Origin of the sequence: Shinella sp. (assembly GCF_035998705.1) — a bacterium.
Lineage (GTDB): Bacteria > Pseudomonadota > Alphaproteobacteria > Rhizobiales > Rhizobiaceae > Shinella.
In genome coordinates, this window is the sequence record NZ_DASYHH010000027.1 from 34373 (window position 1) to 49346 (window position 14974).

A 14974-nucleotide genomic window follows, 5' to 3' on the forward strand; every position below is an offset into this window, starting at 1 on the left:
TCTTGCCACGAAGCAAAAACATGATAAAATTTCTCATCTTAATACATCCAGCCTGTGCCTTTGCGCAGTTGCAAATTGCTGACCACGGGAGACGCGAACCGCCATGACTTTCCTCCCCACGATGTCGAACATGGGCGGCTCCGGGCGTTGAACTATCGGCATTCCATGACCTGCTACACGGAGGGCATCAAGGTGCTGGCGCCGGTCAAATGGCGCGGCCTCGACGGGCTGATGAGCGTGTTCTGGGATGCGGAAGGCCAGCCCGGCGCCAAGGGATATTACCTGTCGCCCGATCCGCGCATCGTCATCTTCTTCAACGACGTCTCGCCCCATATCCGCATGACCAACCGCGAAAGCGGCGTGATCGACCATTTCCGCCCGATGATGCGCGCGGTCTATGTGCCGGCGGGGGTTGCGCTCTGGACGACCTTCACCTCGCCGCACCGTTTCTCCCATCTCGACCTGCACCTGCACAAGGACAAGCTGCTGCGCTTCCTGTCGCCTTCCGTCGGATCCTCGGCGGCGCTGACGGCACTGCGCCGCCCGGTGGAAATCCAGGATGTCGGCGCGATCGAGACCCTGGCGTCCCTGCTGGTCGACGAGGTGTCGCACCCCTCGAAACCAGCCATCTACGCCGAAAGCCTGGTCGGCAGCATCGTCAGCGGCCTGCTCGACATCCCCGATTCCGGCAGCGAACAGCCCAATGGACGGCTCACCCAGGCGCAGATGAACAAGCTGATCTCACGCATCAACGGCCGCAGCGACGGCCGCCTGACCGTCGCCGAAATGGCGTCGACCGTCGGCCTTTCCGAAAGCTGGTTCGCCAATGTCTTCAAGCAGACCACCGGCAAGACCCCGCTGCAATGGCAGCTCGGCAAGCGCATCGACCTGGCGCAAAAGCTGCTGGTCGAAAGCGAGCTGACCATCGCCGATATCGCCGCCCAGCTCGGCTTTTCCGACCAGGCGCACCTGACGAAAGCCTTTCGCCAGATCGCCGGCGAAACACCCGCCGCCTGGCGGCGGATGCAGCGCCTCCTGTAGACCGCGACCGATTACCAGGTCTGGCGCAGCGTCGCCGAAATCGCCCGGCCGGGATTGTAGAAATCCGCGCCGAAGCCGCCGTAATCGATGTGTTTTCGGTCGAACAGGTTGCTGACATTCACCTGCAGGGCGGTGTTTTCGAAGACCTTGTAGGTGAAGGCCGCGTCGACGAGGAAGTTGCTGCCCGTCTTCACCGTGTTCGCGTCGTTGAAGTAATAGGACCCGGTATAGCGCCCGCCGAGGCCGAAGGTCATGTCGCCGCGTTTTCCATCGCCTTCGAGCGCATAGTTCACCCAGACCGACGCGATATGCTTCGGCACGTGATAGGGACGATTGCCCTCGTTGCCATCCGTTCCGTTCTCGACGATCTCGGCATCGAGGTAGGAATAGGCCGCCGTCAGGCTCCAATTACTCGTGATCTCCGCCTTCGCCTCCAGATCGAGGCCGCGAACGCGAACCTCGCCGATCGTTTCGCGCAGGTTCGTCGCCGGGTTGGTGCGCGTGATGTTGTTCTTGGTGAGGTCGTAGATCGACGCGGTGAGCAGCGCCGGGAAGGCGTCGGGCTGGTATTTCACGCCGAGTTCGTACTGTTCGCCACGCTCCGGCTCCAGGCCGAGGGAGGGTGCGGCGACGGATTCGGCATAGCTCACATAGGGCGCGATCTCGTGGGTCAGCCGGTAGGTCAGGCCGATGCGCTTGGTCAGTTCGCTGTAATCGCCTTCGCTGCGCGTGCCGGTCAGCCTGTCCGTCTCGCGGATGTCCAGCCAGTCGTTGCGCAGGCCGGCCGAGACGATGAATTTATCCGCGAAGGTCAGGTCCTGCTGGACATAGAGGGCCTTGGTCTTCTGGTCGCTCTTGGTGCTGGCGATGAGCGGCAGCCCCACCGGTCCGCCGGTATAGACGGGGTTCGTCCAGTCGATGCCCGGCGCCGGCCCCCAATAGGTATCGTCGTCCTCGGAGAAATTATTGTATTCGACGCCGAACAGGCTGCGGCTTTCCACGTTGTCGAAGCTCGCCTCATATTGCAGATGCGCGTCGATGATGAACTGCCGGCTCGACGTCTCGTTGCCGAAGAAGGCGCGCGACGCGGTGGTCGAGCCGTCCGTCGGCGTCGCGGAAATATAGGCGTAACCGAAATCGGTGTCGGTGTTGCTGTAGCGCGCGTTCGAGCTGAAGGTCAGGCCCGAGCCGAAATCATGGTCGAGCAGGACGCTGACCGTGTTGCGGTTGGTGCCGCGGAAATTGTAGTCCGGCTCGCCGAAGAAGCGATCCCGGTCGAAATCCGTGCCGACCGGATGCCCGCCGCTGCCGGGCACGCCATCCTTGTTCAGGTGGTCGTAGACGATGGAAAGGCTGGTCGCGTCGGTCGGGCGCCAGGTCAGGCCGCCCATGAAGAATTTCTCGTCGTCGCGCGAATGGTCGTATTCGGCGTCGGCATCCCTGAGCTTGCCGGTGAAACGGTAGGACAGCGTGTCGTCTTCGGTCAGATTGTCGCCAAAATCGAAGCCAAACTCCTTGCGGTCGAACGACCCGCCCGTGACATAGGCCTCGCCGAACTTCTCGCTCCGCGGCCGCTTCGTCACGTAATTCACCGAGCCGCCCGGATCGGAAACACCGAAGGCCGAGGAGCTAGCCCCCTTCAGCACCTCGACGCGCTCGAAGGCATAGGCCTCTTCGCGCACGCCGCCGAAGGGACGGCCGAGCACCAGCCCGTCGCGATAGGTGGTGGCGTCGAAACCGCGGATCTTGAAGAAATCGTAGCGGTCGTCCGAACCGTAGAAGTCCGTCGTCACGCCCGCCGTATATTGCAGCACTTCCTCGACGCTCTCGGCACCACGCTGCTGGATTTCCTTGGCGGTGATGACGGAGACGGAGGCCGGCGTGTCGAGGATATCGGTCGCCATCTTGCTGCCGCCCGAGGTTTTCCGCGCGACGATCGTCTTCGCGTCGTCGTCATAGGCGGCGACCGCGCCGCTGCCATCGACGGTGATCGTTTCCAGAACCGTCGTGGAACCCGCATCCGCCTGCTGAGCCAGCACGAAGCTCGGCGTGAGGGCGACAAGCGCCGTGCACCCCAGAAGGACCACGTTCCTGTAGTGCCTGTTGTCGCCTGTCTTTTTGATGTTCATTGCCACGTCCCAGAAGTCGAAGTTGCCATTGTCCGGGGCCATGCCGTCGCTCCACGGCCGAAGCGTCTCAGCCCGGCAGCGATTTGCGATGTCCCCTGAACGACCCATTAACTTGAGATGATTTATCCAGTATTGTAAATTTCCGCGGTTTTGTACAAACCCACGGAAACTTCGCCGCCGTCTCGCCGCGGCGCGAGCATGCGCCTTGACGCCGCCCCGTGAACCTGAAACGGAAACTCCACTTTAAACAGCCTGGAGGGTTTCGCCAATGCCGCGGCTCTTTCGTCTTCCCCTGTCCTTGCTCGCTCTCACCCTCTGGTTCATCGCCGGCGGCGCATGGGCAGCGGAGAACACCGTCTATCCGATCGTCATCAAACACGCGCTCGGCACGACGACGATCCCGAAAAAACCGGAACGGGTGGCGACGGTCGCCTGGGCGAACCACGAGGTTCCGCTGGCGCTCGGCATCGTGCCGGTCGGTTTTGCCGCCGCCAATTTCGGCGATGACGACGGCGACGGGCTGCTTCCCTGGGTGGCGGAGAAGCTGGCGGAACTCGGCGCCGAAAAGCCGGCGCTCTTCGACGAGGGCGACGGGATCGACTTCGAGGCGGTCGCGGCGACGGAGCCGGATGTCATCCTGGCCGCCTATTCCGGGCTCAGCCAGGCCGATTACGACACGCTGAGCCAGATCGCCCCGGTGATCGCCTACCCCGACTCCGCCTGGGCGACCGACTGGCGCGAGATGATCCGTCTCAACAGCGCCGGCCTCGGCATGGCCGCGGAGGGTGACGCGCTGATCGAGCGCATCGAGGGCGAGATCGCCCAGGTGGTCGCCGGCCGTCCGGAACTCCAAGGCAAAACGGCGATGTTCGTCACCCATCTCGACACGACCAATCTCAGCATCGTCAATTTCTACACGGCCAACGATACGCGGGTGAAATTCTTCGCCGACCTCGGCCTCACGTCGCCCAAGAGCGTCGTCGAGGCGACCAAGCCGGGACAGTTCGCCATCGGGATCAGCGCGGAAAAGGTCGATGCCTTCGACGATGTCGACATCGTCGTGACCTACGGCGGCGAGCCGCTGCTTGCGGCGGTGCGGGCCGATCCCCTGCTCGCGAAAATGCCGGCCGTCGCCAATGATGCGATCGTCTTGCTCGGCATGAATCCGCTCGGCACCGCGTCGAACCCGACGCCGCTGTCGATCTCCTGGGTCCTGAAGGACTATGTCGATCTGCTTGCGAACGCCGCTGGTAAAACCCGGTGATCGCGAACGCCGCCACTGCAACGAGAGCCTATGCCGCCCGCTCCAACCGGGCGCGGCTGCTCGGGCTGATGGGCGTCACCGCCCTCCTCGCCCTGCTCTGCGTTCTCTCGGTCGCGATCGGCACGCGCACGGTCGGCTGGGCCGATATCGTGGCGGGGCTTGGCGGCGGGGTGGACAGCATCGGCCAGGCCGCCGTCGCCGTGCGCATCCCCCGTACAGTGCTCGCTCTGCTCGCCGGCGCAGCCCTCGGGCTTGCCGGGGCGATCATGCAGGGCGTCACGCGCAATCCGCTGGCCGATCCCGGCATCCTCGGCGTCAACATGGGCGCATCGCTGGCGGTGGTGGTGGGCGTTGCCTGGTTCAACATCGCCTCCGCCCATGCCTATATTTTTGCGGCCATCCTCGGTGCCGGCACCTCCGCGGTCTTCGTCTATGTCATCGGTTCGCTCGGGCGCGGCGGGGCGACGCCGCTCAAGCTGGCGCTTGCGGGCGCCGCCACCTCGGTCGCCTTCTCCTCGCTGGTCATCGCCGTGGTGCTGCCGCGAAACGACATTGCGGGCGGCATCCGCGCCTGGCAGATCGGCGGGGTCGGCGGGGCGACCTTCGAGCGCATCCTGCCCGTGCTGCCCTTTCTCGCGGCGGGCTTCGTCATCAGCCTGCTCTCGGCCCGCAAGCTGAACTCACTGGCGCTGGGTGACGAGCTGGCGGCGGGCCTCGGCGAACGTGTCGCCACCGCCCGTGCCGTCGCGGCCTTCGGCGCGATCCTGCTCTGCGGCGCCATCACCGCGGTCTGCGGCCCGATCGGCTTTCTCGGCCTGATCGTGCCGCATCTCTGCCGCCTGCTGGTCGGCGTCGATCATCGCTGGCTGTTGCCCTTTTCGGCGCTCGGCGGCGCCAGCCTGCTTCTCGCGGCCGATATCGTCGGACGCATCATCGCCCGGCCGGCCGAACTCGACGTCGGCATCGTCACCGCCTTCGTCGGCGCGCCGTTCTTCATCTGGATCGTCCGGCGCCAACGGGTTCGCGACCTATGACAGTGCTGTCTCCCATCATCACCGACCTCGTCGACAACCGCGCCCGCCGCACCCGCCGGCATGCGCTGGTCATCGGCGTGCTCGTCGCCATCCTGGTCGCGGCCTTCGTCCTCACCCTCCTGCTGGGGCAGTCCTTCACCGCGCCGCAGGATATCCTGCGCGTGCTGATGGGCGAGGACGTGCCGGGCATCGCCTTCACCGTCGGGCAACTCCGCCTGCCGCGCGCGATCCTTGCGATCCTGGCGGGCCTGAGCTTCGGCCTCGGCGGGGCCGCGTTCCAGATCATGCTGCGCAATCCGCTGGCGAGCCCCGACATCATCGGCATCAGCTGGGGCGCAAGCGCTGCCGCCGTCTTCGCCATCGTCGTGCTGTCGTTGAAAGGGCCGATGGTGTCGCTCTTCGCCGTGGCTGCCGGTCTCGGCGTCGCGCTGCTGGTCTACGCCCTGTCCTTCCGCAACGGCGTTGCCGGCACGCGGCTCATCCTGGTCGGCATCGGCGTTTCGGCCATGTTGGAAAGCTTCATCGCCTATATCCTGTCGAGCGCGCCGGCCTGGAGCCTGCAAGAGGCGCTGCGCTGGCTGACCGGCAGCGTCAACGGCGCGCAGCTCGGCCAGGCGCTGCCGCTTTTCCTGGCGCTCGCCCTCTTCGGCGGCCTGCTGTTGAGCCGCGCCCGCGACCTCGAAGCGTTGAGGCTCGGCGACGACACCGCCGCCGCACTCGGCGTCCAGGTCGGCCGCACCCGCATCCTCATCATCGTCGCCGCCGTCGGCATGATCGCCAGTGCTACCGCCGTCACGGGGCCGATCGCCTTCGTCGCCTTCCTCTCCGGGCCCATCGCCGCGCGCATCGTCAGGAACAACGGATCGCTCCTCATCCCGGCCGCGCTGACCGGCGCGGTGCTCGTGCTCGTCGGCGACTATTGCGGCCAGTTCCTGCTGCCGAGCCGCTATCCGGTGGGCGTGGTGACCGGCGCGCTCGGCGCGCCCTACCTGATTTTCCTGATCATCCGCGTCAACCGCGCCGGAGCCTCCCTATGACGACCCATTCCCTTACCGCAACCGGGCTTTCGGCCGGCTATGGCGACAGCGTCGTTCTCGATGGCCTCGACCTCGCCGTGCCGCCCGGCCGGATCAGCGTCATCGTCGGCGCCAATGCCTGCGGCAAGTCCACGCTGCTGCGGACGATGTCGCGTCTGCTCTCCCCGCAGCGCGGCCAAGTGCTGCTCGACGGCAAGTCGATCCACCGCATCGCGCCGCGCGAACTCGCCCGCACGCTCGGCCTGCTGCCCCAATCGCCGATCGCGCCGGAAGGCATCACCGTCGCCGACCTCGTCAGCCGCGGACGGCATCCGCACCAGGGCCTGTTTTCGCGCTGGACGAAGGCGGACGACGAGGCTGTCGCGGCAGCGCTCGCAGCCACCAGGACCGTCGACCTTGCCGAACGGCCGGTGGACGAACTCTCCGGCGGGCAACGCCAGCGTGTCTGGATCGCCATGGCGCTGGCACAGCAGACGGAGCTCCTGCTGCTCGACGAACCGACGACCTTCCTCGACATCAGCCATCAGATCGAGGTGCTGGACCTGCTCACGGACCTCAACCAGGTGCGCGGCACGACGATCGTCATGGTGCTGCACGATCTCAATCTCGCGGCGCGCTATGCCGACCACCTCATCGCGATGGCGAACGGCCGCCTGCACAGTTCCGGCAGGCCGGAAGATGTGCTGACGGTGGAGACCGTACGAGACGTCTTCGGTCTCGAAAGCCGCATCATCACCGATCCGACCTCGGGCCGGCCGACCATGCTGCCGATCGGCCGCCATCGCATGCTGGCCGAGTAGGAGCGGCCTATTCGACGAAGGCGGCGAGGTTGGCAAGCGTCGACGCCAGCCCCTCCTCGTGATCCGCCTTGCTGATGCCGGCAGGCACATCGTCGGCGACGACGGTGACATCGGTGCCGCCGGCTACGGCTTCAAGGCTCCAGGTCATCGTCATCGTGCCGGCAAAGGCCGGGTCGTCGGAGACGAATTCGAACGCTTGCACGATGCGTTTCCCCCGCACCAGATCGACGAACCGCCCGTCGACGACATCGGTGTTTTCCGACGACTTGCCGGTCGCCGCCTGGAAGGTCAGCGTCATCCGGAAACGCCCGCCGACGCGCGGTTCGAGAATATCGACATGCCCCGCGGCGCCCTCGGGCGGCAGCCACTTCGACAGGGCGTCCCGATCCAGAAAGGCCGCATAGATGGCGTCCGGCGTCGATCCGATCCGCCGCGAGGTGGTGTGCCTTCGATCATCCATGGTTCTCCGCTCCCCTTCGCAACGACCGCATTGCAAGCAGTCTGAAGGAAAAGCGGGGCATTTGCGAGGTCACCGGCGACGCTTCAACGTCACAAGAACAGTTCTCCTTCGCAGCGGATCTGACCCGGCGGATATACGCCGCAAGCCACGCAGAATTTGACGGATGCCAATTCCATTGACCGCAGAGATGGGTACAATCCGGCAAACTGCTTTGTTTATCAGTCGAGGTCCTCTCACGTGCCGGCGCAACTGGACGACGATCAGAAGGCCCAACCGGCCATGACCATGCCGCCCGCCCCCGCCGAAGGCCTTGCCGAGAGCGAGGCGCGCCTGCGCTTCCTAGACGTGCTCGGCAAGGCGACGGCACCGAGCGCGGATGCGGACGAGATCCTCGCGATCACCACGCGGATGCTGGGGCAATATCTCGACGTCTCCGTCTGCGCCTATGCCGACATGGAGCCCGACCAGGACCATTTCACCATCCGCGGCGACTGGAGTGCCTCCGGCTCGTCCAGCATCCGCGGCTATTACAGCCTTGCCGCCTTCGGCGTGCGCGCGGTGGACGATCTGCATGCGGGCCGGCCGCTCATCATCAACGACAACCGCGCCGAGCTGCCGCCGGAAGAGGCCGCCACCTTCCAGGCGATCGGCATTTCCGCCACCATCTGCATGCCGCTCGTGAAGCTCGGCCGCCTCACCGCGCTGATGGCGATCCACCACCGGCAGCCGCATGTCTGGCGGCCAGCGGAACTCGCCCTTCTCGGCGAGGTGACGGAGCGCTCCTGGGCGCATATCGAGCGCGTGCGCTCGCAGCAGACGGCGCGCGAAGCGGCGGAACGGCTGAGGCTGGCGACGGACGCCGCCTCGATCGGCATCTGGGACTTCGACGTCACCGCCAACCGGCTGACCTGGGATACGCGTTGCAAGGCCCTCTTCGGCCTGCCGCCGGATGCCGAGATCACCTATGAAGGCAGCTTTCTCGCCGGGCTTCATCCGGACGATCGCGAGCGGGCGGACAAGGCGGTGCAGGAATCGGTCTTCGGCGCCGTCACGCAACCGTTCAATATCGAATACCGCACGATCGGCATCACCGATCACCGCGAGCGCTGGATCGCCGCCAATGGCGACGTCGTCGCCTCGGACGACGGGGTGCGGTTCGTCGGCTCCGTGCGCGACATCACCGCGCGGAAGAAGGCCGAGCGCCACCTCCAGATCATGAACGACACGGGCGCGGTGATTGCCGCCGAGCTCGATCTCGAAAAGATCGTGCAGACCGTCACCGATGCCGGTGTCGAACTGTCGGGCGCGGAATTCGGCGCCTTCTTCTACAATGTCATCGACGACCAGGGTGGCAGCTACATGCTCTACGCCCTGTCGGGAGCGCCGCGCAGCGCCTTCGAGACCTACCCGATGCCGCGGGCGACGGATGTCTTCAAGCCGACCTTTCTCGGCGAAGGCGTGGTGCGCTCCAACGACATCCTGAAAGACCCCCGCTACGGCCGGAACACCCCTCGAAAGGGCATGCCGGAAGGCCATCTCCCCGTTCGCTCCTATCTCGCGGTGCCGGTCATCTCGCGCTCCGGCGCGGTGCTCGGCGGGTTGTTCTTCGGCCATCAGGAGACCGAACGTTTCGGCGAGGAGCACGAGACCGCGCTGCTCGGCATTGCCGGCCATGCCGCAACCGCGATCGACAATGCCCGGCTGTTCCAGGCCGTGGAGGCGGAACTTGCCGAGCGGCGGCGCGCGGAGGCCGCACTCCAGGCGCTGAACGCCACGCTGGAAGAGCGCGTCGCCGAAGAGGTGGCCGAGCGCGCCAAGGCCGAGGAGCAGTTGCGCCAGGCGCAAAAGATGGAGGCGGTCGGCCAGCTCACCGGCGGCATCGCCCATGATTTCAACAACATGCTGGCCGTCATCCTCGGCGGCCTCAGCATGCTGCAACGGCGGCTTGCGCGCGGTGATACCGATGTCGGCCGCTTCGTCGATGGGGCGGTGGATGCGGCGCAGCGCGCGGCGACGCTGACCCAGCGGCTGCTCGCCTTTTCCCGGCGCCAGCCGCTCTCGCCGCAGCCGCTCGATCCCAACCGCGTGGTCGGCGGCATGAGCGAGCTCTTGAACCGCACACTGGGTGAAACCGTTGCGCTCGAAACCGTGCTTGCCGCCGGCGCCTGGCAGATCAATGCCGACCCCGGCCAGCTCGAAAACACGCTCCTCAATCTCTGTGTCAATGCCCGCGACGCCATGCCGGACGGCGGCCGGCTGACGATCGAGACGGCGAATATCTATGTCGACGAGCGTTATGCGCGCGACGCCGGCCTGGAAACCGGACAGTTCGTGCTGATCGCCGTCACCGATACGGGCACCGGCATGGCCGATGCCGTCATCGCCAAGGCCTTCGACCCCTTCTACACGACGAAAGCGGTGGGCAAAGGCACCGGCCTCGGGCTCAGCCAGGTCTACGGCTTCGTACGGCAGTCGGGCGGCGCGGTGAAACTCTATTCGGAAATCGGCGTCGGCACGACGGTCAAGGTCTACCTGCCGCGGCACTACGGGGTGATCGCCGCTGCGGAAGAGACCGAGGCGATGCCGCACCTTTCCCCCGGCCGGGAGGGCGAGGTGATCATGGTGGTCGAGGACGACGACCGGGTCCGCGCGATCTCCGCCGATGCGCTGCGCGAACTCGGTTATACGGTGATCGAGGCGGCGGATGGCGCGGAAGCCTTGCGGATCATCGACGGCGGCCAGCCGCTCTCGCTGCTCTTCACCGATGTCGTGATGCCGGGCATATCCGGCCGCGAACTGGTCGACCAGTTGCGCGCGAAGGGCGTGAGCGTGCCGGTGCTCTACACGACCGGCTACACGCGCAACGCCATCGTGCACAACGGCATCCTGGAGCCCCACACGCAGCTGCTGCCAAAACCCTTCACGATCGAGGATCTCGCAAACAAGATCCGTTCGATCCTCGACGTGAAATCCCTACGCGAATCCGACTAAAGTATGTCTGGTTCAGACTGAACCAGACATACTTTAGTTTCTTTTGTTTTCGTTTGTCTTTTCGGGAAAACCGGTTCCCACTTTTCCCTGACAAACTCTAGGAAGCAATGCGGCGACCGACGGAACGGCCGCGTTTGTCCAGCGCCTTGGCGAGCGCATCGATGATGTCCTCGTCGCTGAAGGGCTTGCGCACCACCGCGAGCGCGCCGTCGAAACCCTGCTGGACCGGGCCCGGATCGCCCGTCACGAAGATCACGTCGATGCCGAAACGGTCGATCAGGCGGCGGGCGAGCAGATGACCGCTATTGCCGTCGGAAAGGCCGAGGTCCACCAGCGCAATATCGGTGCGCGGCGCATAGGCGAGCGCCTGCTCCATGGTGGAAACCGGGCCGATGGTCTCATGGCCCTGCTCCTGCACCACCGTTTCCAGAAGCTCCGCGATCAAGGATTCGTCCTCGACGATCAACACCCGCATACCCGTCCTCCTGTCACTCAGATTTCGACTTGTGCTCCGGCTTGCCCTTTCGCTTGGTCGAAGCCATTTCCTTCAACTCGCCTTCGGACATCGATTTCTCCATGCCCTTCGAGGCACCTTTCAATTCACTCTTCTTGATATCGCCGCGTTTGGCGGCAAGGGCTGCGCCCGCGGCCTTTTGCTGGGCTTTCGATTTGGCTGGCATGGGAAGACCTCCGTGACTTGTCGCCTTCGAACCGACGAAGCCGCCAAAAGTTCCACGCAGCAAAAAGGGCCGCCGGCAAAACCGGCGGCCCCAGGGCTGCAAAAGGCTGATCCGCGCTGGATTCGAGGCGAACGCGGATTTCGAGGTCAGGCCTTCGGCAGCAGAACCTTGTCGATGACGTGGATGACGCCGTTCGATTGCTTGACGTCGGCGATCGTCACGGTGGCCGTGCCGCCGGTCTCGTCGGTCAGCGTGATCTTGTCGCCGTCCATCTTGGCCGACAGCACGCAGCCGCCGACGGTCTTGACCGGATGGTCGCCCTTGTCGTCGGCAATCATCTTGCCGATCGCATCGGACATCGCATTGGCCGAGACCACATGGCAGGTCAGAACCTTGACGAGCTGGTCCTTGTTTTCCGGCTTCAGCAGCGAATCGACCGTGCCGGCCGGCAGCGCCGCGAAGGCTTCGTTCGTCGGCGCGAAGACGGTGAAGGGGCCGGCGCCCGAAAGCGTCTCGACGAGGCCGGCGGCCTTCACCGCGGCGACCAGCGTGGTGTGATCCTTCGAGTTGACGGCGTTCTCGACGATGGTCTTGTCCTCGAACATCGCCGCGCCGCCGACCTTCGGGTTTTCGGCATGGGCGGCGAAGGCGCTGAGGGCGAAAACGGAGGCGAGCGCGGCAGTGCGGAGCGTGAAACGGATCATGGTGGGGTGGTCCTTTTTTTCGGCCCGCATGATGCGGGTCCTCCCGGTTGCGATGCCCGACGGGCGATCACTTCGAGCAACGGGACCTTGGGAAAAAGAGTTTCAGGACCGGCGATCTTTTTTCGTAATAGGTTGATTAGACGCGAAAAATTCGGTCAATCGAACCGCGCGGCACCCGACGCGATGACCGGCCCGGTCGCGCTTCCCGTCGGTGAGCCGCCGAAGGGCTCGAGGCTGACGGCCAACACCGCGCCCTGCACGAGACGGCTGCGCATCACGGCCGGCACGGCAAGTTCGCCCTCGCCGGTCTGCGGCAGCACGCCCAGCGAGACCGGCGCCTTGCCATCCTCGACGAGCCACAGTTCCAGCGATTTTTCCTGCGCCTTGCCGGCAGCGACCGGTGTGACGCGAAGCAAACCGCTGGCATCGTCATAGCGCGCCACCAGGTTGACCGTCGTCCCCTCGCCCGCAAGGTCGGCGATCAGCCGCCCGCCCTGCACCGGGTCGGGCGCGGCAATCGTGTTCATCCACAACGTAACACCGGCGGCAAAGGCGAGCGAAGCAAAAGCAAGCGAACGCCAGAGCGCCAGCGAGTTCCAGAAGCCGCCGGCAACCGTGCCCGACAGCATCGTGTCGCGCGGTGCAACGCCGAGAATACGTTGCTCGATGGTGGAGAACAGATGCGGCGGCGGTTGCAACGCTTCGTAATCGTCGTTGAAAGTGGCGAGGTTTGCCTCCCAGCGGTTCACCATGGCGGCGAACTGGCGGTCCTGCCCCAGCCGCGCCTCGACCTTGCGGCGGTCTTCGGCCGAAAGCACCCCGAGTACGTATTCGCCGGCGATCACCTCGTCGCGGCGGGGGTCTCTCATGTCTTTGTCGGGCGCCGTCATCGGCTCATGCACTCTCTCAGTTTCAAAAGGCTCCGGCGAAGCCAGGTTCTGACCGTGTTCAGCGGCACGCCATGCATCTCGGCGAGTTCCTCATAGCTGATACCCTCGACATAGGCGCGCCGCACGGCGGAAGCCTTGTCCGGCTCGAGCCGCTCCATGCAGGCGTCGATCCGGCGACCCTCCGAGCGCAATATGGCATTGTCTTCCGGCGTCGCCAGCGGATCGGCAATATCGTAGGCCGCATCGATGTCCGATGTCACCGGCTTGCGCGCCCGTATGCGGTCGATCGCCTGATGGCGGGCGATGGCGGCAAGCCAGGCCATCGCCTGGGTTTCATTCTCGACATAACGGTCGGCGCGCTGCCAGATCTTGAGGTAGACATCCTGCAGCACCTCTTCCGCATCGCTCCTGTCCTTGAGGATACGAAAGCAGATGCCAAAAAGTTTCGAGGCGGTCAGATCATAAAGGGCGGCAAAGGCCTTGCGGTCCTTCAGCGACACGCGCCCGATCAGATAGGAAATGTCGTCGCCGGTCACACGTCTTCCATCCTGTCACTCGGGTACACGGATTCCAGTACGGAAATACCCGTCTAATGGATCATCCGACGGGTACGAGCAGCCAGGCACAGGGCAAAATCAGGAAAAAACGAAACCCGGCAGCGCGATCAGGGTGCCTTACGCACCTGCCTTGCTCTTCCTCCGGCGCAGGATTTTCGGCCCGAGCCAGCCGAGCAGCGGCAACAAAGCGAGGCCGAGCGCGAGGCTGTCATTGCGCGGCTGCACCACCACGATCACCCGGCGAAAGGCGGCAACGCCCTGCCCGTCCGACCGGATCTCTCCGCGCGATACACCGGCATTCGCTGGCACGGACACCGCGAACGCCATCAGATCTTCCTTCTCGCCTTCTTTCGCGGTGCGGACCTGATAGCCGAAGCCGGATCCCTCCGTCTGCACCACCTTCAGGCGGGCGAGCGGCAGGTCCTGCGTTTCGGCGAAGCGTACGGCGACGCGGTCGGTCGGCGACGCCGCGCGCCGGATCCAGACATTTCGCCCCGAAACCGCGTCCTGCTGCGGCGAGACGACCGGCAGGTATTCCGTCTCGTCGAAACGATCCGCCTCGGAGAGTGTCAGATAGAAGGTGGAGCCGGGCCGGGCGAAGATGCGCATGTCCGCGCCGTTGGTGGCGATCGGCCGCGTCCAGCGCTCTTCCGGCACCACGTCCGCAACGGTGACCCGCCGGCCGGCCATGTCGCCCACGGAAAGGCGACGCGCGGTGCCCGGCACAGGCAAGCCGTCGGCGGAGAGTGCCATCTCATACGTTCCGGCCTCGAGGGCGAAGCGATAGGCAGCGGCCGGTGCCGTCACGAGTTTCAGGCTCGGCCTGGGCAGAGGGTCAGGCGGCGCGATGACCTCGACCGGCGCACCGCGAAGCCGTGCCGCGCCTGCTTCCAGCAGTTTGCGTTCATAGATGCGCTGCTGCGCCTCGGCCTCGACATAGCGGCGGGCGAAGGTCCGCTCGTCCTCCTGGTAGGCACTGTAGGCCCGGATGGCGGACGCGCCCCAGAGAAGCTGGCCGTTGCCGTTGAGCGCGCCTTCCGGATAGAGGATCACATAGGGCAAGGGCTCGACCTCGGCGACGGTTTTGCCATCGCGCGTGACCGTGAGGACGCCGCTGACCTCGCGGCGCTTCTTCTCAAGGTCGACATAGACCTGCCGGGAGAGCGGCCAGTAATATTCCTGCGTCTCGACGAAGGAGATGGCGCTGTCCTGGCCGGCGAGCAGATGCAGCGTCCCGGCCTGCGACGGCAGGAACATGTCCTTGAAGGTAAAGCCGTCCCAGACGCGACCGGTGACGATGACGGCGTCCCTGCGCTCGGGTTCGATGGCTTTCGCGGCGCTGGCGGCCGAGAGGCACAGAAGGAGGATAGCAAGACGTCTCCACATG

Annotated in this window: 14 protein-coding genes; 6 read left to right on the plus strand and 8 right to left on the minus strand. The window is 65.3% G+C overall.

The annotated features are described in order from the left end of the window. Positions 1–147 precede the first annotated feature (147 nt). Positions 148–1041, plus strand: a complete 894-nt coding sequence (locus tag VGN93_RS23380; protein ID WP_327509398.1) for an AraC family transcriptional regulator — start codon at positions 148–150, stop codon at positions 1039–1041. A gap of 11 nt (positions 1042–1052) precedes the next feature. Here VGN93_RS23380 and VGN93_RS23385 read toward each other — a convergent pair whose 3' ends face one another. Beyond that, the gene (locus VGN93_RS23385) at positions 1053–3170 is read right to left on the minus strand and encodes a TonB-dependent siderophore receptor (RefSeq protein ID WP_327510014.1); all 2118 of its coding nucleotides are present in this window, start codon (positions 3168–3170) and stop codon (positions 1053–1055) included. A gap of 268 nt (positions 3171–3438) precedes the next feature. On the opposite strand from VGN93_RS23385, the gene VGN93_RS23390 reads away from it, so the two are divergent. The 4 genes from VGN93_RS23390 to VGN93_RS23405 are packed head-to-tail and all read left to right on the plus strand — an operon-like array spanning position 3439 to position 7305. Beyond that, the gene (locus VGN93_RS23390; RefSeq protein WP_327509399.1) at positions 3439–4434 is read left to right on the plus strand and encodes an iron-siderophore ABC transporter substrate-binding protein; all 996 of its coding nucleotides are present in this window, start codon (positions 3439–3441) and stop codon (positions 4432–4434) included. Continuing rightward, on the plus strand, positions 4431–5468 hold the full coding sequence (locus tag VGN93_RS23395; RefSeq protein ID WP_327509400.1) for an iron ABC transporter permease: 1038 nt from the start codon (positions 4431–4433) through the stop codon (positions 5466–5468). The genes VGN93_RS23390 and VGN93_RS23395 overlap by 4 nt, the downstream gene beginning before the upstream one ends. Next, on the plus strand, positions 5465–6505 hold the full coding sequence (locus VGN93_RS23400) for an iron ABC transporter permease (protein WP_327509401.1): 1041 nt from the start codon (positions 5465–5467) through the stop codon (positions 6503–6505). Before VGN93_RS23395 ends, VGN93_RS23400 begins: the two co-directional genes overlap by 4 nt. Then, complete coding sequence (locus tag VGN93_RS23405) at positions 6502–7305, plus strand: ABC transporter ATP-binding protein (RefSeq protein ID WP_327509402.1); 804 nt, start codon at positions 6502–6504, stop codon at positions 7303–7305. Before VGN93_RS23400 ends, VGN93_RS23405 begins: the two co-directional genes overlap by 4 nt. A 7-nt stretch (positions 7306–7312) precedes the next feature. Here VGN93_RS23405 and VGN93_RS23410 read toward each other — a convergent pair whose 3' ends face one another. After that, a complete protein-coding gene (locus tag VGN93_RS23410; protein ID WP_327509403.1) occupies positions 7313–7765 on the minus strand; it encodes an SRPBCC family protein in 453 nt (150 codons plus the stop codon). A gap of 279 nt (positions 7766–8044) precedes the next feature. Here VGN93_RS23410 and VGN93_RS23415 point away from each other — a divergent pair, with 279 nt between their 5' ends. Continuing rightward, positions 8045–10756, plus strand: a complete 2712-nt coding sequence (locus VGN93_RS23415) for a GAF domain-containing protein (protein WP_327509404.1) — start codon at positions 8045–8047, stop codon at positions 10754–10756. Between the two features lie 97 nt (positions 10757–10853). Here VGN93_RS23415 and VGN93_RS23420 read toward each other — a convergent pair whose 3' ends face one another. The 6 genes from VGN93_RS23420 to VGN93_RS23445 all read right to left on the minus strand — a co-directional run bounded on the left by VGN93_RS23420 (position 10854) and on the right by VGN93_RS23445 (position 14973). Next, entirely contained in the window at positions 10854–11231 is a 378-nt protein-coding gene (locus VGN93_RS23420; protein WP_319313378.1) for a response regulator, read from the minus strand. 13 nt (positions 11232–11244) lie between these two features. Continuing rightward, the gene (locus VGN93_RS23425; protein WP_319313634.1) at positions 11245–11436 is read right to left on the minus strand and encodes a DUF3008 family protein; all 192 of its coding nucleotides are present in this window, start codon (positions 11434–11436) and stop codon (positions 11245–11247) included. Positions 11437–11582: 146 nt separating this feature from the next. Beyond that, complete coding sequence (locus tag VGN93_RS23430) at positions 11583–12140, minus strand: fasciclin domain-containing protein (RefSeq protein WP_327510015.1); 558 nt, start codon at positions 12138–12140, stop codon at positions 11583–11585. A gap of 155 nt (positions 12141–12295) precedes the next feature. Further along, positions 12296–13030, minus strand: coding sequence for an anti-sigma factor (locus VGN93_RS23435; RefSeq protein ID WP_327509405.1), 735 nt, complete (start codon positions 13028–13030; stop codon positions 12296–12298). Further along, entirely contained in the window at positions 13027–13566 is a 540-nt protein-coding gene (locus VGN93_RS23440; protein ID WP_327509406.1) for a sigma-70 family RNA polymerase sigma factor, read from the minus strand. Before VGN93_RS23440 ends, VGN93_RS23435 begins: the two co-directional genes overlap by 4 nt. A gap of 138 nt (positions 13567–13704) precedes the next feature. Then, positions 13705–14973 (minus strand): hypothetical protein, encoded by a 1269-nt coding sequence (locus tag VGN93_RS23445; protein WP_327509407.1) that lies wholly within the window; start codon positions 14971–14973, stop codon positions 13705–13707. Position 14974: the final 1 nt, after the last annotated feature.

Coding starts and splice junctions, on each gene's coding strand:
- VGN93_RS23385 (WP_327510014.1), bottom strand. CDS start 3,170: ATGAACATCAAAAAGACAGGCGACAACAGGCACTACAGGAACGTGGTC.
- VGN93_RS23390 (WP_327509399.1), top strand. CDS start 3,439: ATGCCGCGGCTCTTTCGTCTTCCCCTGTCCTTGCTCGCTCTCACCCTC.
- VGN93_RS23400 (WP_327509401.1), top strand. CDS start 5,465: ATGACAGTGCTGTCTCCCATCATCACCGACCTCGTCGACAACCGCGCC.
- VGN93_RS23405 (WP_327509402.1), top strand. CDS start 6,502: ATGACGACCCATTCCCTTACCGCAACCGGGCTTTCGGCCGGCTATGGC.
- VGN93_RS23410 (WP_327509403.1), bottom strand. CDS start 7,765: ATGGATGATCGAAGGCACACCACCTCGCGGCGGATCGGATCGACGCCG.
- VGN93_RS23415 (WP_327509404.1), top strand. CDS start 8,045: ATGACCATGCCGCCCGCCCCCGCCGAAGGCCTTGCCGAGAGCGAGGCG.
- VGN93_RS23420 (WP_319313378.1), bottom strand. CDS start 11,231: ATGCGGGTGTTGATCGTCGAGGACGAATCCTTGATCGCGGAGCTTCTG.
- VGN93_RS23425 (WP_319313634.1), bottom strand. CDS start 11,436: ATGCCAGCCAAATCGAAAGCCCAGCAAAAGGCCGCGGGCGCAGCCCTT.
- VGN93_RS23430 (WP_327510015.1), bottom strand. CDS start 12,140: ATGATCCGTTTCACGCTCCGCACTGCCGCGCTCGCCTCCGTTTTCGCC.
- VGN93_RS23435 (WP_327509405.1), bottom strand. CDS start 13,030: ATGACGGCGCCCGACAAAGACATGAGAGACCCCCGCCGCGACGAGGTG.
- VGN93_RS23445 (WP_327509407.1), bottom strand. CDS start 14,973: ATGTGGAGACGTCTTGCTATCCTCCTTCTGTGCCTCTCGGCCGCCAGC.